The following is a 19,576-nucleotide window of genomic DNA, read 5'->3' as shown; positions in this document are numbered from 1 at the left end:
TTCTTAAGAAGTTAGGTGGGAGATAAACTGCTGGCATGCGCCCGATTGGTGAGGGCTGATAATCAGTGGGGGATGAAGAAAACCCCCACTGATTAAAGTTTCACTTTATGAAAAAGTAGGCTTATTTAGAGATATAGAAATAAAAAAGCTTGGATGTACATGTAATCCAAGCTTTTTGATGCTAGAACTATTTAAAACCAATCTGCACCTCGTATTAAGCAACTTTTACTTCTAAGATTGTACCCGTTTTTGCATCTACTAAAAATTCAAATCGTTCTTGTACATCGTGTAATAGCGTCGTAATACCGCCGCGGTATACATCGTAAGTAACATCATATTTTTCAAACGTCTCGGGAACCATATGTACCCAAGAACCTGTAATTTCACCTTTATGACTTAATGCTTGTTTCACCATTTTTAATGCTTTTTCAGAAGAAATGTGGGACTGTTCTTGTACTTTATTTGCAACAACATATCCAGCTGCAAATCCTAAACCAACACCCGCTAATAAACTTTTCCAGTTCATACATTCACCTCTATCCTATAAAAGTTTCTCTTCATAAGTATAAATCAAATTACATAAAAAAAGAAGAAACTAGAAAGATTTCGGAAATTTCGTTACAATGAAAAGAGTGATTCTATTACTGGATTGAAGGAAGGATATCGCGATGAATAAAGAGACAATGGAACTATTTCGGACGTTAACAGAACTGCAAGGTGCTTCAGGATTTGAGCATGATGTGCGTCGTTTTATGAAACAAGAACTGAGCAAATACTCAGATGAAATTGTACAAGATCGTTTGGGGAGTATCTTCGGTTTAAAAAAGGGTGACGAAAATGGCCCACGCGTTCTTGTAGCTGGTCATATGGATGAAGTAGGCTTTATGGTAACGCAAATTACGAAAAACGGGATGGTTCGTTTTCAAACATTAGGTGGCTGGTGGAGCCAAGTATTACTAGCACAGCGTGTACAAATTATGACAGACAACGGTCCGATTATCGGTGTAGTAGGATCTGTTCCTCCGCACTTATTAAGTGATGAACAACGTAACAGACCAATGGATATCAAAAACATGTTAATTGATATCGGTGCAGATAGCCGTGAGGAAGCGCATAAAATTGGTGTGAAACCTGGTCAGCAAATTGTGCCAATTTGTCCGTTTACACCGATGGCAAATCCAAAGAAAATTATGGCGAAAGCTTGGGATAACCGTTATGGCTGCGGCCTTGCGATTGAGTTATTGAAAGAGTTAAAAGGTGAAAAACTACCGAATACGCTCTATTCCGGTGCAACAGTACAAGAAGAAGTCGGGCTTCGCGGTGCGCAAACAGCTGCGAATATGATTCAGCCTGATATTTTCTATGCGTTAGATGCAGGCCCAGCAAATGATGCATCAGGAGATAAAACACAGTTTGGTCAAATTGGAAAAGGTGCTGTGCTTCGCTTATATGATCGTTCTATGGTGACACACCGCGGCATTCGTGAATTTATTTTAGATACAGCAGAAACACATAACATTCCGTATCAATACTTCGTATCACAAGGCGGTACAGATGCAGGACGCGTACATACAAGTAACTCTGGTGTACCATCTGCTGTTATTGGTGTATGTGCTCGTTACATTCATACACATGCTTCGATTTTACATATTGATGATTATGCAGCAGCGAAAGAATTGTTGATTCAGTTAGTAAAAGCAACAGATAAAACCACATTTGAAACAATTAAAGAAAATGTTTAATATGGAAAGGCCAAATACGGCCTTTTCTTTTTAATTCGAGGTGAAAACATGAAAGTAGCAGTTGGATCAAAGAATAAAGTGAAAGTAAATGCTGTTCAGCAAGTGCTTACAGAAGCAAAAATTGTTTCATTGTCTGTTCCGTCCCATGTGTCAGCGCAGCCTTTTTCAGATGAAGAAACGCTGCAAGGTGCAAGTAACCGGGCAAAATTAGCATTAGCAGAAGGAAAATCGGATATTGGAATTGGTTTAGAAGGCGGCGTGATGCATACAGACCATGGCTTGTTTATGTGTAACTGGGGTGCTTTAGCAACGAAAGAAGGTAAGCTATTTACCGCAGGCGGAGCACGTATGAAACTGCCAAATGAGTTTATTCAGCCTCTTGAAGAAGGAAAAGAATTAAGCGAAGTGATGGAAGACTATACGAAGCAACGTGACATTCGCAGCAATGAAGGAGCAATCGGTATTTTTACAAACAATTATGTAGATCGGACGGATTTGTTTGTGCATGTTGTGAAGCTATTAGTTGGACAATATATGTATGACAGAAACAAAGAATAAACCTTGCACCGTACCTCATGTATGGTAGTATATAAATACAAATTAAAAAAACGACATAAAAACCCTCTTTCTTTTTAGGTTGGTAAGAGCATCTGGCCATGTGTAGAAGCGGTCAGGGCCTTTTTCTGCTACATGCAAGGGTTAAAACAAAATTAGAAAGCAAGTAGCGGGCATGTTTTAATCTGCATGGCAGCGACTTAATTAGTAAATACATACTTCTTTTTAGGGAGGAAATATACATGAAAGCATTAGAAAGTATGGAACAATTTCAAGAATTGAAAAACGAAGAGAAAGTGATTTTTTTATTCTCAGCAGATTGGTGCCCAGATTGCCGCTTTATTGATCCATTTATGCCAGAAGTGGAAGAAAAATATAGCGAGTTCTCTTTCTATTATGTAGATCGAGATGAATATATCGATTTATGCATCAAATTAGACGTATTTGGTATTCCAAGCTTTGTCGCTTACAATAAGGGAGAAGAAATTGGCCGTTACGTAAATAAAGATCGTAAAACACAAGAGCAAATTGAAGAGTTCATTGAAGGTTTAAAATAAAGTGAAACTTCCATCAGTGACGCTTTTCTCACTGATGGTTAGTTAAACCAATCGGGCTTTTACGGACAGTTATCCCCGCCTATTTTCTTTGAATCTTGAGTGGGGTTACTGTCCGCGAATAGCGGGGTAAGCTGTTTCCAGTTCATTAGAATGCGAAAAACAACCTCTATCTTCATATGTGGAGGTTGTTTTTTTCGGAGGGGAGGTAAGCGATATGAAAATGACGAGTAAAAAGATAAAAGACGAATTGATGAAGCGTCTTGCACGGGCAGAGCGGAGCTTTCAGTACGATAGTGAAAAGGAAACACTTCGCATTGAGCAAACAAATACGAAAAAGGGAATTACGGTTTCTCTTCCAGGTATTGTAGCGAAGTGGGAGGTAAGGAAAGAGAAGGCAATTGAAGAAGTTGTCTATTACGTAGAAGAAGCCCTCGTTGCGATGCATAAAGAGGTAACGAGTACGGCGAAAATTTTGCCTGTTATCCGTTCAACTTCTTTTCCGAAAGAAGCAGAAAAAGGAAATCCGTTTATCATGACGGAACATACAGCAGAAACACGTATTTACTATGCATTAGATTCAGATAAAACATACCGCCTTATTGATCAGCATTTGTTAAAGCAAATTGGGATGACAGAAGAACAAGTGCGTGAAATGGCATTGTTCAATGTGCGCTCTTTACGCACTGATTTTAAACAAGATGAGGTCGCTGGAAATACGTTTTATTTCTTAAATACAAATGACGGGTATGATGCGAGCCGTATTTTAAACGATTCATTATTACGAGAGATGCGTAAACAAATTTCAGGTGATATGGTTGTTGCGGTTCCGCACCAAGATGTATTAATTGTTGCTGATATCGTGGACAAAATCGGTTATGATATTATTGCACAAATGACAATGAAGTTTTTTGCAGAAGGTCATGTTCCGATTACATCACTTTCATTTGTATATGAAGATGGTGATTTCGAACCAATCTTTATTTTGGCGAAAAATCGGAAGGAACGAAGTGAAAAAGAGAAAGGATGAACAAAGTGAACGTTTTTTATAACCTTGAAGGTATTGGGGATACACTAATTGTTGCCCTGCAAGATATTACATTAGAAAACCGCACATTTGAACGTATTGGAGATGTAGCGCGCGTTTTTGATCGTGAAAGCAATGTAACAGCAGGATTTAACATTTTTAATGCTTCTTCTTATATGGAAGTAACAGAAACAGGTAATCTTACATTAACGAAAGAGCTTGTTGAAAAGATCAATGAAATTTTAGCGAAGAACGATTTTACAGAAAAAGTAGAAGCGGATCTTTCACCAAAATTTGTTGTTGGTTACGTAGCAGAAAAAGAAAAGCATCCAAATGCGGATAAATTAAATGTATGTAAAGTAGAAGTTGGTACAGAAACATTACAAATCGTATGCGGTGCACCAAACGTTGACGCAGGCCAAAAAGTAGTCGTTGCGAAAATCGGTGCAGTAATGCCAAGCGGTATGTTAATTAAACCAGCAGAGCTTCGCGGTATTCCATCTTCAGGTATGATTTGCTCAGCACGAGAATTAGAGCTTCCAGATGCTCCGCAAGAAAAAGGAATTCTTGTACTTGAAGACAGCTATGAAGTTGGACAAGAGTTTAAATTCTAAATAAAAAATAGAGCTGACCCCATAAGGTGCGTAGGTACCTTATGGAGTCAGCTCTTATTTTTGTATGTACACTAATATATTGGCGCTTTTTACAATATATCAGCGCTTTTTTAAATATATCGGCGATTCGACATGATATAAAGACGCTTCGACGATGTTCGACGCACCAGACGAACTAGAGGAAGCAGACAAAAGTCCACTTTCGGGCTAGTTCAATTTTTTTAGAAGGAATACATATACCCCATGTATAATATATTTAAGTGTAAAATTACACTAAGAGGGTGATTTGGTATGAAAAGGATAATTGGTGTAGTACTGCTTAGCATCGTTGCTATAATCGCTGTTTTGTTTTACGTTGCTTTTAACGGTAGTCCTATTAGTAAATATGTAATGGAGAGAGAGACAAGATTGTATTTAGAAAAGAAGGGCTATAAAAAAGATGAGATTCTCTCTATAGAATCAATATATAACATGAAACGGAATACTGACCGTATTGAAGGAACCATTGCGAAGGTTGTATTTAAGGATGAGCCGACCGTAACATATATATACGTTAAGCATCGGAAAGACAATCTTATTTTACAACACTGTGAATATTATAATCACGATACACGAACATGGGAGGTTGAATTTAATTCTAAACGTAAACATATGGAGAGAACTTGTACAAAAATGTATTGAAAAGGTCTTTCATATGGATGTAACGAATTAATAATACTTGGTAAAAAAATAATATTGGAGGTTCTGGACTAAATGAAAATAACTGATTATTCTAAAATTGCTAATAAATATGAACGAAATCAATATAGACTAGATGAAGTCAGGTTTGATACCGATTTAAAAGAATATATCGATCATAATCCTAAATCAAACTATCATGTCTTAGACTTGGCTTGTGGTACAGGGATTTATCTTGATAATCAAGTAAAGTACTTTGATTGTTTTAATATTGATTGGAATGGAATGGACGCTTCGGAAGACATGCTAAAAAAGGCAAAGGATAAATTAGAAAATGTGTCTTTAGTTCAAGGTTTAGCTGAAGAAATGCCATATGAATCTGGGAAATTTGATTATATTTCAAATAATTATGCTTTTCATCATTTTATAAATAAAAGTGCTGCTTTAGATGAAGTTCATCGTGTTCTAAAGAAAAATGGAGTGTATAAACTACATAATATCGCTATTCACGACATGCAAAAATGGTGGGTTTATCATTATTTTCCATCGGCTTATTATGAAGATGTAAAAAGGTTCTGGCAGAAGGAAATTATCTTTAACGAACTTTCAATAAGAGAATTTCAGGTGAATATTAAGATGGAATATCGAATGGAAAATGTAAAGGTAGCTAATTATCTAGGGTATGTTGAAAATAGGGATATTTCAATATTAACCCTTATTGAGGACAATGAATATCAAGAAGGATTAGAAAAGATGAGATATGACGTAAAAAATAATCCTGACAAGACAATAGTAAATGACTTTGCAGAAATGTTTTGTATTGCTAAAAAAATTTAGAACCGTTTCGTTTTATCCCACTATTTGTGGGCAGTAATACTCCCACCTCAAAATTCAGCGAAAGTATTGTCCAGTTCCAGTGGCTAGAATGTTCGGTGGCTTCGCTTCTTCCTACGAGGTAAAAAACACCTCTACGTCAGAAGCTCCATCCCCCTCACATTCTGGGCGAGCCACTTCCGCCTTTCTTAAGAAGTTAGGTGGGAGATAAACTGCCCGTTAATGCAGGATAAAATCATCGAGCAAATAAGAAATTCTTTTCATAGATAGGGAGATAATATGAAGTACATAAAAAATGTTTCTGTAATGATGATAGCTACACTTTGTATGATGGGATGCACGAAGGAAACGGCAAAAACATCACCTAAGCAAGAGGAAAAAGAGCCTCCTCGTGTAGAAAGTCCTGTACAAAACAATGAAACGAAAGCTGAGCAAGTGAAAGAAGAGCCAGCACCTGCACCTGCTGGGGAAAAAACGAAGTTCGTCGTATGTATTGATCCAGGTCATCAGCGAAAGGCGAATTTGGAATTAGAGCCAATTGGCCCAGGGACAACGAAAGAAAAATATAAAGTAACAGATGGAACAACAGGAGTTGTAACGAAAAAGCGAGAGTACGAACTAAATTTAGAAGCCGCTGTTCTATTAAAAGAGATGTTAGAGGCAAAAGGCATTGAAGTGGTCATGACAAGAACGACGCATGATGTGAATATAAGTAATAAAGAACGGGCGGCAATTGCTAATGAGCATCATGCGAATTTGTTTTTACGAATTCATGCAGATGGTTCGGAAAGTGCAGCAGAAAAGGGGTTTGCAGTGTTAACGCCGTCCAAAGAGAATGCTTTTACAAAAAACATTTATGAAGAGAGTTTAACGGCTTCTGAGCTCATTGTGAAGAAAGTGAAGGAAAATAGTAACGTACAAGTAAATGGGATTAAATTTCGTGATGATTTGTCTGGGTTTAACTGGGCGGAGGTACCAGGAGTTTTATTAGAATTAGGGTTTATGTCAAATCCGGAAGAAGACAGAAAACTATCAGATGTGAATTATTTACGTTCTTTACTGCAAAGTGTGGCAGATAGTGTTGAGAGTTATCGAGTGAGTAAAAGGTAAATTTTTTCTTAGCTCCATCTTAGATGGAGCAGTTTTTATTTAATAATATTTTTTATTTTTCTGTAAATGAAATGAAAGCAATTTCATCTGCACTTTTTGCTGAATGCTGATACAATAAAGGGTGTTACTATTTAGTAGAAAGAGTGGTAAGCATGTTAGATTGGATGAAAAAGCTTTTTAAAAAAGAGGAAGAAAATGAAGCGACAGCATTAAGAGCAATAGAAACACCTGCAGAGAAAAAGGTTACTTCTCAGATTCCTCGTGTAAACTACTACTCTAATAAACGAGAAGCTGAGCTGCAAACGTCCAAGTCATATTCGGGTGGTAAATTCCGTTTCCCATTAATTCCTGATGATGGATTTGACGAGAGTACGCAGGAATCATCTCGTCTAGAAAAGCCCGCTATACAAGAAAGACCGATTAGTGAATGGCGCCAATCAAGACGAGTAGAAGAAGTGCAAGAAATGACATATATGGAACCAAGTACCCAGAAGGTAAGATCTACTTCTAGAGATGAAAGTAATCGAAGACCGTTCCGCCCATCAGAAATGGTTTCGCCTATTTTTGGATACAACCGTCCAAAACCAAGACAACAAGAAAATGAGGATAGTAAGCAACAACAACAAGAAGATATTGAAATATCAATGGAGGGAAAATCAGTTGTTGATGCATGGTTAGAGAAGAATGGCTATATAAGTTATGATTTATCACAAGATGAATTAACAGAACAAAATCAAGCTGAACCTACTATTTTCAAAGCGAATGCAGAGCAAACAGAAGGTAGCAAATCGATTGTGGATACGTGGCTAGAGAAAAACGGAGCAACGTTACATAACCATGAAGAAGAACAGCTGGATATGTCTGAAGATGTTATCGTACGAAATGAAGATTTTACTCAGCAAATTCATACATCTGAAAGTGAAGTACAAGAACCTACTGTTGTAGAGACAAGCTTTGAAATGAATGAAGAAATTGAGGGAATACAAGAATTTGCTAGTGAAGAAGTAACTGAAATAACAGAAGAATCTGTTATAGAAGAAGCGACAGTGGAAGCAGAGGAATCTGCGGAGATAGAAGAGTTAACTGAAGAAGAAGTGCTGATCGAAGTAATGAGTGAAGTAACTGAAATAGCAGAAGAACCTGTTATGGAAGAAGCGACAGTGGAAGCAGAGGAATCTGTGGAGATGGAAGAGTCAGTTGAAGAAGAACAGCTGATCGAATTAATGAGTGAAGTAATTGAAATAGCAGAAGAACCTGTTATGGAAGAAGTGACAGTAGAAGCAGAGGAATCTGTGGAGATGGAAGAGTCAGTTGAAGAAGAACAGCTGATCGAAGTAATGAATGAAGTAACTGAAATAACAGAAGAATCTGTTATGGAAGAAGTGACAGTAGAAGCAGAGGAATCTACGAAGATAGAAGAACCTACTACAGAAGAATTGCTAGAAGGTGAAGCAATCGAGGAGGTAGCAGAAATAGAAGAGCTTGCTACTGCCGAAGAACATCTAAAGACAGAATCTGTAGAGATGGAAGAATCAACTATAGAAGATAAAGACTTTGAGTTAGTGGTAGAAGCATCTTCAACAATGGAAGACTCCGATATGCAGGAAGAAACTTCAATCGTAGAAGAATCCGTTATTCAAGAGGAAACATTTGAAGCTGAAGTATCTGCAGAAACAGAAGAATCGGTTGTTAAAGAGTTTGATGAAGTACCAGAAGCAGAAGGTTTCACTCAAGAACAAACGGAAGAACTTGTTCAAGCTGATGAGCAAACGCAGCAAGTTGTACAAGGCTTTGCAAATGTACTAATAGAAGAAGAAAAGCAAGATGTAGCAGGGAAACAGCCAGAAGTGAAAATGGAGCAAAAAGAAAAGGTGATCGAAGAACTAAAACGTGAGAAGAAGCGTTTTGTTCCATTTAATGTGGTGATGTTGAAACAAGATAAACGTATGTTAGAAGAAAAGCATCGTGTAGCAAGGGCGTCACAACCCGCTCATACGGTGATTGAGCAAAAACAAAATATTGAGCCGCCAGTAGAAAGGCAGCCAGTGCAAGAAGAAATGACGCACCGAGTTGTTGCAGAAACAGGGCAAGATGTTCGTAATGTTTTACAAGCGCCGCCAACATACGAGTTTCCGCCATTATCACTTTTAAATGTTCCAAGTCATTCAACGACAAATGACGCTGAGTGGTTAGAGGAACAAAAAGAGCTGTTAAATACGACATTCCATAATTTCCATATTGGTGCAAAAGTTGTGAATGTGACGCAAGGACCAGCTGTTACTCGGTTTGAAGTACAGCCAGAGCCTGGCGTAAAAGTAAATAAAATTACGAACTTAAGTGATGATATTAAACTGAACTTAGCGGCTCGTGATATTCGAATTGAAGCGCCAATTCCGGGTAAAAATGCGGTTGGAATTGAAGTACCAAATAAAGAAAGTAAAGCCGTATTCCTTCGAGAAATTTTACGAAGTCCAGTCTTTACGAAAAGTGAATCACCGCTTACAGTCGCACTTGGTCTTGATATTTCAGGAACACCGATTGTTACGGATATTCGAAAAATGCCGCACGGTTTAATTGCCGGATCGACAGGATCAGGAAAAAGCGTATGTATTAATGCGGTTTTAACAAGTATTTTATATAAGGCGAAGCCACATGAAGTAAAGCTGATGTTAATTGATCCGAAGATGGTGGAACTTGCACCGTATAATTCTGTACCGCACCTTGTTACACCGGTTATTACGGATGTAAAAGCAGCAACGGCAGCCTTAAAATGGGCAGTAGATGAGATGGAACACCGTTATGAATTGTTTGCGCATGCAGGTGCGCGTGATTTACCACGTTACAATACAATTATGAATGAACAAGAAATTCCAGGGGAAACGTTGCCGTATATCGTCATTGTGATTGATGAGTTAGCTGATTTAATGATGGTTGCACCGGGTGATGTAGAAGAAGCAATTTGCCGTATTGCTCAAAAAGCAAGAGCTTGTGGGATTCATTTATTAGTAGCGACGCAGCGCCCATCTGTAGACGTAATCACAGGATTAATTAAATCAAATATTCCAACACGAATTGCTTTTACAGTGTCATCACAAGTAGACTCTCGTACAATAATTGATATTGGCGGAGCTGAGAAATTGCTTGGACGCGGTGATATGTTGTTTTTAGATAATGGAACGTCAAAACCGGTTCGTGTGCAGGGAGTATACGTTTCAGATGAGGAAATTGAAAAGTCTGTTGCGCATGCGAAACGTCAAATGAAGCCAAATTATTTATTCCAGCAAGAAGACTTATTGGCAAAAACGGAACAACAAGAATCTGAGGATGAGCTATTTTTTGAGGCATGTCAATTTGTTGTAGAACAAGGTGGAGCGTCCACGTCTTCTGTGCAGAGAAGATTCCGCATTGGTTATAACCGTGCTGCTCGTCTTATTGAAGAAATGGAAGCGCAAGGGATTATTTCTGAAGCACGCGGAACAAAACCAAGAGATGTCCTCATTACAGAAGATGAATTTGCTGCGATGCAGGATATACATGTATAAGAAAAGGTTTTGCTGTATACTAAGAGAAAACGTTGGATAGTAAGGTAGGGAGTATAGCGACATGAAAGAAATCGAACTAAAATTACAAGGTGAAATAAAGCGACTGACAAATAAGACGTTCAAGTTTGATGAGCGCGTTGGTGAAGGATGGTTTTCAGCGGTTTATTTCTTGAAAACTCGTGATATTATTAAAGAATTTCGAACTGAAAGCGTTGTGACAATGCAATTTTTCCAAAAGGAGCATGCTGTATTATGTGGAACAGATGAAGTACTTGCTTTATTACAAACATTTGCGGAGCATCCTGAAGAGCTTGAAATTCACTCTTTAAAAGATGGAGATAAAGTAAGTCCGTTTGAAACGGTATTAACAATTCGTGGACCGTATGAGTATTTCGGCTATTTAGAAGGTGTTATTGATGGTATTTTAGGACGCCGCACTTCTGTGGCAACAAATGTATATAATGTTGTACAAGCTGCGCGTAGCGGTCAGAAAGAGAAGCCTGTTATTTTTATGGGCGACCGTGATGATCATTATACGCAACAAGCGGGCGATGGTTACGCTGCTTATATCGGCGGTATGAGCGCACAAGCAACGCATGCGATGAATGAATGGTGGGGCAAAAGCGGCATGGGAACAATGCCTCACGCTTTAATTCAAATGTTTAATGGTGATGTTGTAGAAGCGGCAAAAGCATATTATAAAAAGTTTCCAGAAGATGAATTAGTCGTACTAATCGATTACAATAATGATGTAATTACAGATGCACTTCGTGTTGCTCATGAGTTCGGATCAGAACTAAAGGGAGTACGTGTAGATACATCGCGCACGATGATTGACCAATACTTTATTCGTCACCCAGAAGTACTTGGCACATTTGACCCACGCGGTGTGAATCCATCTCTGATTTTTGCACTTCGCAAAGCATTAGATGACGAAGGATTCCAGCACGTGAATATCGTAGTAAGCGGCGGCTTTGATGAAAAACGAATTCGTGAGTTTGAAGCACAAAATGTTCCAGTTGATATTTATGGTGTTGGCAGCAGCTTATTAAAAATGAACATTGGCTTCACAGGTGATAACGTAGAATTAAACGGAAAACCAGAAGCAAAAGCAGGACGTAAATATCGTCCAAATCCGCGTTTAGAACGAGTTCAATTACAACCAAGAGAAGACGCGGAATAACTAATTTTAAACAGTAGAATAAACGGAAAAACTGGTAGGGAATTGACCCTATCAGTTTTTCTGTTATCATAGTATAACGGATTGTTTTTTGCTATAATAGGTTTGTTATGGGCTTATACGGGAGCTTGGACGTGATTATAAGAAATTCGAGATGATTACCAAAATAAGAAGAAAATCATATACTGTCTTATAGATAGACCGTTGGAATAGTTCGAAATGTTGGAGGTTCTTTAAGATGACAGTTTACCATTTTGTAGGAATTAAAGGGACAGGGATGAGTGCTTTAGCGCAAATTTTACATGACATGAAGCATACTGTTCAAGGTTCTGATGTAGACAAACGTTTTTTTACGCAAACAGCGTTGGAAAATCGTGGGATTTCTATTCTGCCTTTTGATAAGAAGAATGTTGAAGAAGGACAAGTGATTATTGCGGGAAATGCATTTCCAGATACGCATGAAGAAATTGAATATGCAAAAGAATTAAATTTACCTATTTATCGTTACCACCACTTTTTAGGCGATTTTATGAGTAAGTATACAAGTGTTGCTGTAACTGGTGCTCATGGAAAAACATCAACGACAGGGTTGTTATCTCACGTAATGCGAGGAGCGAATCCTACATCTTGTTTAATTGGTGATGGAACAGGAATTGGAGTAGAGGATAGTAAGTATTTTGTATTTGAAGCGTGTGAATATCGCCGACATTTCTTGTCTTATCATCCAGATTACGCAATTATGACAAATATTGATTTTGATCACCCAGATTATTTTGCAGACATTAATGATGTATTTAGTGCGTTCCAAGAGATGGCACTGCAAGTGAAGAAAGGTATTATTGCGTGCGGTGATGATGAAGAACTTCAAAAGATTCATGCGAAAGTACCAGTTATTTTCTATGGATTTGGCGAAGATAATGATTTCCAGGCACGTAACATTCAAAAAAGAACAGATGGCACAGGATTTGATGTCTTTGTTCGTAATACGTATTATGGAACGTTCGAAATTACAGGTTACGGCAATCATAGCGTGCTAAATGCATTGGCGGTTATTGCTCTTTGTCATTATGAAAACATTGATGTCGAAGTTGTGAAACATCAGTTAACAACATTTGGCGGTGTAAAGCGTCGTTTCAACGAAAAGATAGTAGGTGAGCAAGTAATTATTGATGATTACGCACATCACCCAACGGAAATTACTGTGACAATTGAAGCGGCTCGTCAAAAATACCCAGAACGTGAAATCGTAGCAGTATTTCAGCCGCATACATTCTCTAGAACACAAAAATTCTTAGATGAATTTGCAGAAAGCTTACGTAAGGCAGATCAAGTATATTTATGTGATATTTTCGGTTCTGCGCGTGAAAATAGAGGAGAATTAACAATTCAAGACCTGCAGCAACGCATTGATGGTGCAGAGCTGGTTACAGTTATGACGACAGAAGTATTAAAGAAGCATAAAAACAGCGTACTTATTTTTATGGGCGCTGGTGATATTCAAAAATTTGAAGCTGCTTATGTAAAGGAAGTACAAGTAGCGGAGAAGAAATAAGAAAATGAAAAAGACGTGTAGAGATGCACGTCTTTTTTTTGTTATTGACCTAGAGTCAACTCTAGGTAGTAAGATGAAGTTGTGGAAGGTAGGGGGGAATATGATGTATACAATTGGCAAAGTTGCAGAGTTAACAGGAATGAGCATTCATACACTTCGTTATTATGAAAAGTTAGGATTAGTGCCGCCGCCAAAACGAAATAGTGGTATTCGGCAATATACAGATGGAGATGTGCAGTTTTTACAATTTCTATATTCTTTAAAACAAACGGGAATGTCATTAGAGGAAATTGCTGAGTTTGCGAGTGACGGTTGTATTTTAGAAGAAATTAAGCAAAGAAAAGAAGAAGTGCCGTCGAAAATAAAAAAACGCATTTCCATTTTAAATGATCATTTAAAAAAGATAGAAATTCAAAAGGAACAATTAGAACGGGTAATTCAACTTACAGAACAAAAATTAGAGATTTATCATGATTTTTTAGGAGAAAAGTATTTGGAGGGCGATGATGAAAAATAAAGTGTATTTACAGTTGCTTGGATTTGCGTTATTTACTGGTGGAACATTTAATGTTTCCCAATATGCAGTACAATATTTTTCAGCTGCTCACATTGCTGCGTGGCGTTTCGGCATAGCGGCATTTGTTATGTTAGGTATGTTAGTAATTAGAAAAATTTTGAAGTGGAGAGAGTGTAAACAGAATATTGGTTACTACATATTGCTTGGGATAGTTGGTGTATTTGGGTTTAATTTCTGTTTCTTTTTAGGAATGAAAAGTACAGAGGCTATAAATGGATCACTTATTATGGCTACGAATCCACTTGTTACAACGATATTAGCGAGGATGATTTTACAAGAAAAAATAGTGAGAAGGCAAGTGATTGGAATGGTATTTGGATTTATTGGTGTGATACTGGTGATTACACAAGGGTCATTCTCTGTTATACAGAATTTATCTTTTTCCACAGGAGATTTGTTCATTTTATTAGGTAATGTTTGCTGGGCGTTATATGGTGTATTAAGTAGAAAGTTTCTTAAGGATGGAAGTCCTATGCACACAACAACATATACGATGATTGTTGGAACAATCGCTTTTATTAGCGTTTCTTCTTTACAGAAAAATATAGTGCCTATTATGGATATTCCTCTATTCGCTTGGCTTGCCATCTTATTTATGGCTATTGGAACGAGTGTATTCGGCTATTTATGGTGGAATAACGGGGTGGCTCAAATTGGGGCTGCTAAAACATCTTTATTTTTTAATTTAGTTCCAGTTGTAACAATGATTATTTCTTTCCTAAATGGTGTAAATATAACTTCGGCACAAGTAATTGGAATGATTTTAGTAATTAGCGGTGTGCTTCTTTCTTCAGGATTTTTTACATTACGTGTTAAAAAAAGTAGTATAAATTTGTAATTTTTATTAACAATTTATAAATTAAAATGTTAGAATAATAAGAAAATATAAAGGGGAGAGAGAAGTGTTTACACTAAGAGTCGATGAAGAAATCGAATTACAATTGTTAGAAAAACATCATAAAAATGAGCTGTACGAATTAGTGGACAGCAACCGAGAACATTTACGAGAATGGCTTCCATGGGTCGATCGTACAAAAACAGCGGAAGCGTATAATGAGATCTTTCCAATGTGGCTGCATCAATTCGCAGATGGGAATGGTTTTCAAGCGGGTATACGCTATAAAGGAAAACTCGTTGGGATGGTTGGTATTCATCCGGTGAATTGGGCAAAGAAAACGGCAAGTCTTGGCTACTATCTTGCAGAAGAAGCAAGCGGAAAAGGCATTATGACACGAGGTGTAGAAGTTGTGCTTCGTTATGCTTTTGAAAATTTACAGTTAAATAAAGTTGAAATTCATTGCGGCGTAAGTAATCAAAAGAGCCGTGCCATTCCGGAACGCCTTGGTTTTCATTTAGATGGAGTGCTTCGTGATGGAGAATGGTTATATGATCATTTTCATGACACTGCGGTATATAGTATGTTAGCGAGAGAATGGGAGGAAAGAAGCGTATAGAGGAGCGCTTCTTTTTTTCTGAATTTATCGATAATAGGTGGTATAATATGGATAAGGAGTGATCGAGATGGAATTTCACGTGAAAAAAAATGTAATGATGATACTGTTTGCTGTCATTATGATGCTACTTGTTGCTTTCTCCTCAATTGTATCATTCACGCTAAATGGAAAAGGGTTGCTAACAGGACTTGTGGTAGGAATATTATTTCTAGCTGTCAACAGTATTTCTATTTCTGAAATGTTTGTGTTTCAGCATAAAATCGTTAATGGTGAACTCGTAACAGGACATTGGTTAACAAAAAAGAAAATTCCGCTTGAAAGCATTCGAGCGATCCGGTTTGTTGGAAAAAGTAAGAGAAATTTAGAAATTACGTACGGCGATAATTTTGAAGTGCATATGATTACAATGCCAAAAGAGAAAGAAAAGTTCATGGAGCTGCTTTTGCAAGAAAATCCTTATGTGAGAATAGAAAATTAAATATAAGGAATAGCCGATGAAAAATATAAAAGTATTATTTTGCTTTGAAATGCTAATGGTTCTTATGGTTTGTATAAAAGGCTATATCCGCTGGGAATGGCCTCTATACATGTCAATTGGAGTAGGGGTTTTAGCAATCGTACTTCTCTATTATTATCATTATCGATATGGAAAAGGCGAAGAAAAGAAATCTTTCAAGCAATAGAATATCAATATTCAACGGAGGGTTCTACATGAGCATTCGTTGGCATGAACCGAATTGTCGTCAAGATCATATGGTTTTTGACACGCTTTGGGATTCAGAATTATATAATTGCACTGTGCATTTAGAATAGAGCGTTATATTTTATTCCAGAATAATAAAAAAGTATATACTTCTGCATACAACTTATAGGGCATATGACCAGAAAAAAGACGAAGCAGCTATCGAATCTCGATAGCTGCTTCGCTTTTTTATCTTGTAGATGTCGAGTGCATTTTAGAGCCCCTTCTCCACTAAACTATGGTTTTACAAAAATATATTTATAAGGGGTTTTTTAGTTTACCAAAAAGTCCCTTATAAATACATTTCCTCAACGTATTGACATTGATAATCATTATCTTTAATATAAATTTGATTTTTCATTTCGTTAAGGGGGACTTTTATGAAGGTTCGTGGTTTGGTTAGGAAGGTTCATTTATACCTTAGCATGATAGCTGGTATGTTTATTGTGCTAATTGGATTGACTGGGAGTTTGCTTGTCTTTGACAACGAATTAAATCGTATGATTTATCCTGATTTATACAAAATAACTAAGGGTGAACCAGTTACATATCAGAAAGCTTTGCAAACGGTAGCAAGCGCATACCCAAAGGGAGAAATTCAGCGTGTGTATACGCCAGATGATCCACACTCTCAAGGGGTTTATTTGTTTAATTTGAAAGAAGGAAAAGGGACGAAATCTGTATATGTTGATCCAGGGACTGGTAACATAAATGGAGATTTAGGGGAAAAAGCGTTTTTTAATCAAGTCAAAGAAATTCATTATCATTTACTTCTGAAAGATTTTAACGGTAAAGAAATTGTTGGTATTATTGGATTTGTTTTCTTTTTCATTAGTTTATCTGGATTGTATTTATGGTGGCCTGGAATTAAAAAGTGGACACGTGGTTTTGTTATACGGCGCAGTAAGAATACATATGTAAAACAGTATGATTTACATAAAGTCATCGGAATCAGTGCTATGCCACTTTTATTAGTGGTTTCATTAACAGGGGCACTTTTTACATACGATAAGACAATTTTTGGGTGGATCGGAGCGAAAACGAGTGTCATGCCAGCGAAGGAGAAACTTATTTCCAAGCCTCTTTCAGGAGGAAAACTCCCTCTTGATCACTTGTTAAGTGAAGCTGAAAAGGCGGTTCCTCAAGGGACTATTACGCAAGTAAGGATGCCAGCGAAAGCTAAAAAAGGAAAAGCAGAAGGTGTTGTGGAAATTCGTTTGAGCCGTCCATACGATCCAGGGAATGGGAATGTGAAAATATGGGTTGATCAGTATAGCGGGAAAGTGTTGGCGAAACAAGATCCAAAGGTGGATGATGGACTGACGTATCAGACGTGGCTTAAACCACTACATACAGGAACGTTTGGTGGTTCATTTACAAAAGTCTTATATGTGATTGGTGGTCTTACACCATCAATCTTAATGTTTACGGGGATATATATGTGGTGGCACAAGAAAAAGAATAAGCGAAAGCTAAAACATTCTTCAGTAACTGCAGCATAATTATAGAAGCCCAAATAAGAAATCCCGTCAGAACAAAGGCTGGCGGGATTTCCTATTTCATTACACAATTTTTTTAGAGGCCTTGTTATTTGAATAGAGGCGTTCCCAAAGTTCGTACATTTTGCTTCTGCCATTATTAATTTCAGGATTAAATTGAATTGCAGCTTGTTTGCGAACAGTGCGAACATGCTGCACTGCTTGTTGTAGTTGTTGATCAATTGTTCCTAATCCTTTTCCGGCATGTTTGGCGATAGATAATCCTGCCGTTGTTCCTTGGGTCATGGCAATTTTTCCGCTTTCGATGCCGGTAATATTACCAGCGACAAACAGCCCATCAAGAGGCGTTTCCATCGTCTCTGAATGGTGAGGGACGTGACCGCCAAGTTCAGGAATGTATTGAAACGGGCATCCGGCAACAGCAGCAAGCTCTGCTAGCGGATATAAGCCGCCGGCAATGCAGACGAAATCTGCATCATAAACTGTTTCAGATCCCTGAATAATATTGCCATCTGCGTCAATATTGGCGATGCGCACTCCTTCCACTTGATCTTTACCGATAATTTCGAGTGCTGCTTTCCGGAGTTGGAGCGGAGTACCATTTACTTTCATGCCGTTTTTTGGATAAAAGTTCAAGCCGATTTTTCTCATCCAGTCTTTTTTTATGAATCGGCTCCCGATGCGCAGCAGCGGTGATGGAGCGAGATGTGCTGCATGTAAGAGAGATTTCATGACTGCTTCGGGGTCACCAGCTTGTTTACTAAGGGCACTTTTTTCCGGAAGCACAATGCGATCAACTGTTATGCCAGCTAGTTGTAATTCATTTAAAATCGCAAATGATAAAATATTCGCTCCGATAATGACTCCTTTTTGGCCGACTTGGACACGGTGAACATTTGTCATTACTTGCGCTGCACCGATTGACATGACACCAGGAAGGGTCCAGCCCGGCAGCGGGATAGGGTATTCAGCAGCCCCAGTAGCTACTAATACAAATGGTGCTTCTAGCGTACCGAAACTTGTATGCACATTCCATAGGTTATTTTCTGTAGTTAAGTTGTAAACAGATACGCCGCAACGAATATCGACTGCCAATTGCTGCGCTTTTTGATAAAGGCGTTTCGATTCTTCAATTCCATTCCACCACTCACCGGAAGGTTCTTGATGAAGTTGTCCGAGTAATCTGCCGCCTGGCTTTATAAATTCATCAATAACGGTCACTTTGAGGCCAAATTCCGCGGCAGCAATAGCTCCTGCCAATCCTGCTGGACCTGCTCCAATTACAATAACATCTATCATCGCTTTTCCACCATCCTTCTTACAATATTCGGATGCTGTTTCCCGCTTTCAACGACCATATCTTGCTGGGCGACTGTTAAGCAAGCTCTTACGTTTGGTTGCTGATTGACAGTTACACGGCACTCTAAGCAGTGGCCGATGTTGCAATAAATCCCTCTAGGTGTCCCGCTATCTTCATGAACGCGTAGTTTTCTTATCCCATTTGCTAAAAGAGCAGCGGCAATCGTTTCATTTTCATACGCTTCATATTCGACTCCATCAAATTGAAAAGAAATACGTTCTCTATCATCTAAATTCCCTAAAATGGGATGATTCATAATTCTAGTCATTGTTTTCACCTACTGTTCCAAATGTCACCGGCCGAACTGGGGGCTGGTATTTTAACGGAATTTCACTAGGTGATACATCAGGGATGATGCTTTCAATAATGTTATCTAATGTTAGGCGGCACGTGCGGCCTCCGCAAAAGCCCATTCCTGCTCGTGTTCTTAATTTTAATTCTCTCGCTGTGCATTGATGCTGATTTGCTGTTTGATGAAGTTGTCCGTAAGTAACTTCTTCACAACGACAAATTACAATGCTATCTTTGTTCCCCATTTGAATTCCTCCTCCATTGT

21 protein-coding genes are annotated in these 19,576 nt (G+C 38.0%); 17 read left to right on the top strand and 4 right to left on the bottom strand.

The window, feature by feature from the left end:
- Positions 1–214: 214 nt before the first annotated feature.
- Positions 215–526 (bottom strand): PepSY domain-containing protein, encoded by a 312-nt coding sequence (locus MR076_RS24040; protein WP_090918891.1) that lies wholly within the window; start codon positions 524–526, stop codon positions 215–217.
- A gap of 142 nt (positions 527–668) precedes the next feature.
- Between MR076_RS24040 and MR076_RS24035 the strand changes: the two genes are divergently transcribed.
- The 17 genes from MR076_RS24035 (at position 669) to MR076_RS23955 (ending at position 17,663) form a co-directional block, all read left to right on the top strand.
- Positions 669–1,742 (top strand): M42 family metallopeptidase, encoded by a 1,074-nt coding sequence (locus MR076_RS24035; protein WP_242224895.1) that lies wholly within the window; start codon positions 669–671, stop codon positions 1,740–1,742.
- 48 nt (positions 1,743–1,790) lie between these two features.
- Positions 1,791–2,300 carry a DUF84 family protein gene (locus tag MR076_RS24030; protein ID WP_242224893.1) on the top strand — a complete coding sequence of 170 codons (510 nt, stop codon included), beginning with the start codon at positions 1,791–1,793 and terminating at the stop codon, positions 2,298–2,300.
- A gap of 239 nt (positions 2,301–2,539) precedes the next feature.
- Entirely contained in the window at positions 2,540–2,854 is a 315-nt protein-coding gene (locus tag MR076_RS24025) for a thioredoxin family protein (protein ID WP_098918480.1), read from the top strand.
- 214 nt (positions 2,855–3,068) lie between these two features.
- On the top strand, positions 3,069–3,881 hold the full coding sequence (locus MR076_RS24020; RefSeq protein ID WP_242224891.1) for a DUF1444 domain-containing protein: 813 nt from the start codon (positions 3,069–3,071) through the stop codon (positions 3,879–3,881).
- Complete coding sequence (ytpR, locus tag MR076_RS24015) at positions 3,878–4,492, top strand: YtpR family tRNA-binding protein (RefSeq protein WP_242224890.1); 615 nt, start codon at positions 3,878–3,880, stop codon at positions 4,490–4,492. Before MR076_RS24020 ends, ytpR begins: the two co-directional genes overlap by 4 nt.
- A gap of 291 nt (positions 4,493–4,783) precedes the next feature.
- The gene (locus MR076_RS24010) at positions 4,784–5,173 is read left to right on the top strand and encodes a DUF3139 domain-containing protein (RefSeq protein WP_242224888.1); all 390 of its coding nucleotides are present in this window, start codon (positions 4,784–4,786) and stop codon (positions 5,171–5,173) included.
- A 72-nt stretch (positions 5,174–5,245) separates the two neighbouring features.
- Positions 5,246–6,007 carry a class I SAM-dependent methyltransferase gene (locus tag MR076_RS24005; protein WP_242224886.1) on the top strand — a complete coding sequence of 254 codons (762 nt, stop codon included), beginning with the start codon at positions 5,246–5,248 and terminating at the stop codon, positions 6,005–6,007.
- 276 nt (positions 6,008–6,283) lie between these two features.
- Positions 6,284–7,114, top strand: a complete 831-nt coding sequence (locus MR076_RS24000) for an N-acetylmuramoyl-L-alanine amidase family protein (RefSeq protein ID WP_242224884.1) — start codon at positions 6,284–6,286, stop codon at positions 7,112–7,114.
- 152 nt (positions 7,115–7,266) lie between these two features.
- Positions 7,267–10,656 carry a DNA translocase FtsK gene (locus tag MR076_RS23995; protein WP_242224883.1) on the top strand — a complete coding sequence of 1,130 codons (3,390 nt, stop codon included), beginning with the start codon at positions 7,267–7,269 and terminating at the stop codon, positions 10,654–10,656.
- Positions 10,657–10,717: 61 nt separating this feature from the next.
- Positions 10,718–11,839 carry a nicotinate phosphoribosyltransferase gene (locus MR076_RS23990; protein ID WP_242224881.1) on the top strand — a complete coding sequence of 374 codons (1,122 nt, stop codon included), beginning with the start codon at positions 10,718–10,720 and terminating at the stop codon, positions 11,837–11,839.
- A 235-nt stretch (positions 11,840–12,074) separates the two neighbouring features.
- On the top strand, positions 12,075–13,388 hold the full coding sequence (gene murC, locus MR076_RS23985) for a UDP-N-acetylmuramate--L-alanine ligase (protein WP_242224879.1): 1,314 nt from the start codon (positions 12,075–12,077) through the stop codon (positions 13,386–13,388).
- 103 nt (positions 13,389–13,491) lie between these two features.
- On the top strand, positions 13,492–13,905 hold the full coding sequence (locus tag MR076_RS23980) for a MerR family transcriptional regulator (RefSeq protein WP_242224877.1): 414 nt from the start codon (positions 13,492–13,494) through the stop codon (positions 13,903–13,905).
- Positions 13,895–14,803 (top strand): DMT family transporter, encoded by a 909-nt coding sequence (locus MR076_RS23975; protein ID WP_242224876.1) that lies wholly within the window; start codon positions 13,895–13,897, stop codon positions 14,801–14,803. The genes MR076_RS23980 and MR076_RS23975 overlap by 11 nt, the downstream gene beginning before the upstream one ends.
- Before the next feature lie 64 nt (positions 14,804–14,867).
- Positions 14,868–15,419, top strand: a complete 552-nt coding sequence (locus tag MR076_RS23970) for a GNAT family N-acetyltransferase (protein WP_242224874.1) — start codon at positions 14,868–14,870, stop codon at positions 15,417–15,419.
- A gap of 67 nt (positions 15,420–15,486) precedes the next feature.
- Entirely contained in the window at positions 15,487–15,897 is a 411-nt protein-coding gene (locus MR076_RS23965; RefSeq protein ID WP_242224872.1) for a PH domain-containing protein, read from the top strand.
- Positions 15,898–15,913: 16 nt separating this feature from the next.
- Complete coding sequence (locus MR076_RS23960; protein WP_242224870.1) at positions 15,914–16,102, top strand: hypothetical protein; 189 nt, start codon at positions 15,914–15,916, stop codon at positions 16,100–16,102.
- Between the two features lie 439 nt (positions 16,103–16,541).
- On the top strand, positions 16,542–17,663 hold the full coding sequence (locus MR076_RS23955) for a PepSY-associated TM helix domain-containing protein (protein ID WP_242224868.1): 1,122 nt from the start codon (positions 16,542–16,544) through the stop codon (positions 17,661–17,663).
- Between the two features lie 60 nt (positions 17,664–17,723).
- Here MR076_RS23955 and MR076_RS23950 read toward each other — a convergent pair whose 3' ends face one another.
- From MR076_RS23950 to MR076_RS23940, 3 genes are read right to left on the bottom strand one after another with little or no spacing between them, the layout of a single operon-like run.
- Positions 17,724–18,959: an NAD(P)/FAD-dependent oxidoreductase gene (locus MR076_RS23950; protein WP_242224866.1), complete on the bottom strand. Its 1,236-nt coding sequence runs from the start codon at positions 18,957–18,959 to the stop codon at positions 17,724–17,726.
- A complete protein-coding gene (locus tag MR076_RS23945; protein WP_242224863.1) occupies positions 18,956–19,288 on the bottom strand; it encodes a (2Fe-2S)-binding protein in 333 nt (110 codons plus the stop codon). The genes MR076_RS23950 and MR076_RS23945 overlap by 4 nt, the downstream gene beginning before the upstream one ends.
- A complete protein-coding gene (locus MR076_RS23940) occupies positions 19,281–19,556 on the bottom strand; it encodes a (2Fe-2S)-binding protein (protein WP_242224862.1) in 276 nt (91 codons plus the stop codon). The genes MR076_RS23945 and MR076_RS23940 overlap by 8 nt, the downstream gene beginning before the upstream one ends.
- Between the last annotated feature and the right edge of the window lie 20 nt (positions 19,557–19,576).

It is taken from the genome of Bacillus cereus group sp. BfR-BA-01380, assembly GCF_022663535.1.
GTDB classification, from domain to species: domain Bacteria; phylum Bacillota; class Bacilli; order Bacillales; family Bacillaceae_G; genus Bacillus_A; species Bacillus_A cereus_BB.
Note: the sequence above shows the minus strand (reverse complement) of the source record. Positions and strands in the feature narration are given on the sequence as shown.

Coding starts and splice junctions, on each gene's coding strand:
- MR076_RS23965 (WP_242224872.1), top strand. CDS start 15,487: ATGGAATTTCACGTGAAAAAAAATGTAATGATGATACTGTTTGCTGTC.
- MR076_RS23975 (WP_242224876.1), top strand. CDS start 13,895: ATGAAAAATAAAGTGTATTTACAGTTGCTTGGATTTGCGTTATTTACT.
- MR076_RS24040 (WP_090918891.1), bottom strand. CDS start 526: ATGAACTGGAAAAGTTTATTAGCGGGTGTTGGTTTAGGATTTGCAGCT.
- MR076_RS23995 (WP_242224883.1), top strand. CDS start 7,267: ATGTTAGATTGGATGAAAAAGCTTTTTAAAAAAGAGGAAGAAAATGAA.
- MR076_RS24000 (WP_242224884.1), top strand. CDS start 6,284: ATGAAGTACATAAAAAATGTTTCTGTAATGATGATAGCTACACTTTGT.
- MR076_RS24025 (WP_098918480.1), top strand. CDS start 2,540: ATGAAAGCATTAGAAAGTATGGAACAATTTCAAGAATTGAAAAACGAA.
- MR076_RS24005 (WP_242224886.1), top strand. CDS start 5,246: ATGAAAATAACTGATTATTCTAAAATTGCTAATAAATATGAACGAAAT.
- MR076_RS24010 (WP_242224888.1), top strand. CDS start 4,784: ATGAAAAGGATAATTGGTGTAGTACTGCTTAGCATCGTTGCTATAATC.
- MR076_RS23990 (WP_242224881.1), top strand. CDS start 10,718: ATGAAAGAAATCGAACTAAAATTACAAGGTGAAATAAAGCGACTGACA.
- MR076_RS24030 (WP_242224893.1), top strand. CDS start 1,791: ATGAAAGTAGCAGTTGGATCAAAGAATAAAGTGAAAGTAAATGCTGTT.
- MR076_RS23960 (WP_242224870.1), top strand. CDS start 15,914: ATGAAAAATATAAAAGTATTATTTTGCTTTGAAATGCTAATGGTTCTT.
- MR076_RS23980 (WP_242224877.1), top strand. CDS start 13,492: ATGTATACAATTGGCAAAGTTGCAGAGTTAACAGGAATGAGCATTCAT.
- MR076_RS24035 (WP_242224895.1), top strand. CDS start 669: ATGAATAAAGAGACAATGGAACTATTTCGGACGTTAACAGAACTGCAA.
- MR076_RS23940 (WP_242224862.1), bottom strand. CDS start 19,556: ATGGGGAACAAAGATAGCATTGTAATTTGTCGTTGTGAAGAAGTTACT.
- MR076_RS24020 (WP_242224891.1), top strand. CDS start 3,069: ATGAAAATGACGAGTAAAAAGATAAAAGACGAATTGATGAAGCGTCTT.
- MR076_RS23955 (WP_242224868.1), top strand. CDS start 16,542: ATGAAGGTTCGTGGTTTGGTTAGGAAGGTTCATTTATACCTTAGCATG.
- MR076_RS23950 (WP_242224866.1), bottom strand. CDS start 18,959: ATGATAGATGTTATTGTAATTGGAGCAGGTCCAGCAGGATTGGCAGGA.
- MR076_RS23945 (WP_242224863.1), bottom strand. CDS start 19,288: ATGACTAGAATTATGAATCATCCCATTTTAGGGAATTTAGATGATAGA.
- murC (WP_242224879.1), top strand. CDS start 12,075: ATGACAGTTTACCATTTTGTAGGAATTAAAGGGACAGGGATGAGTGCT.
- ytpR (WP_242224890.1), top strand. CDS start 3,878: ATGAACAAAGTGAACGTTTTTTATAACCTTGAAGGTATTGGGGATACA.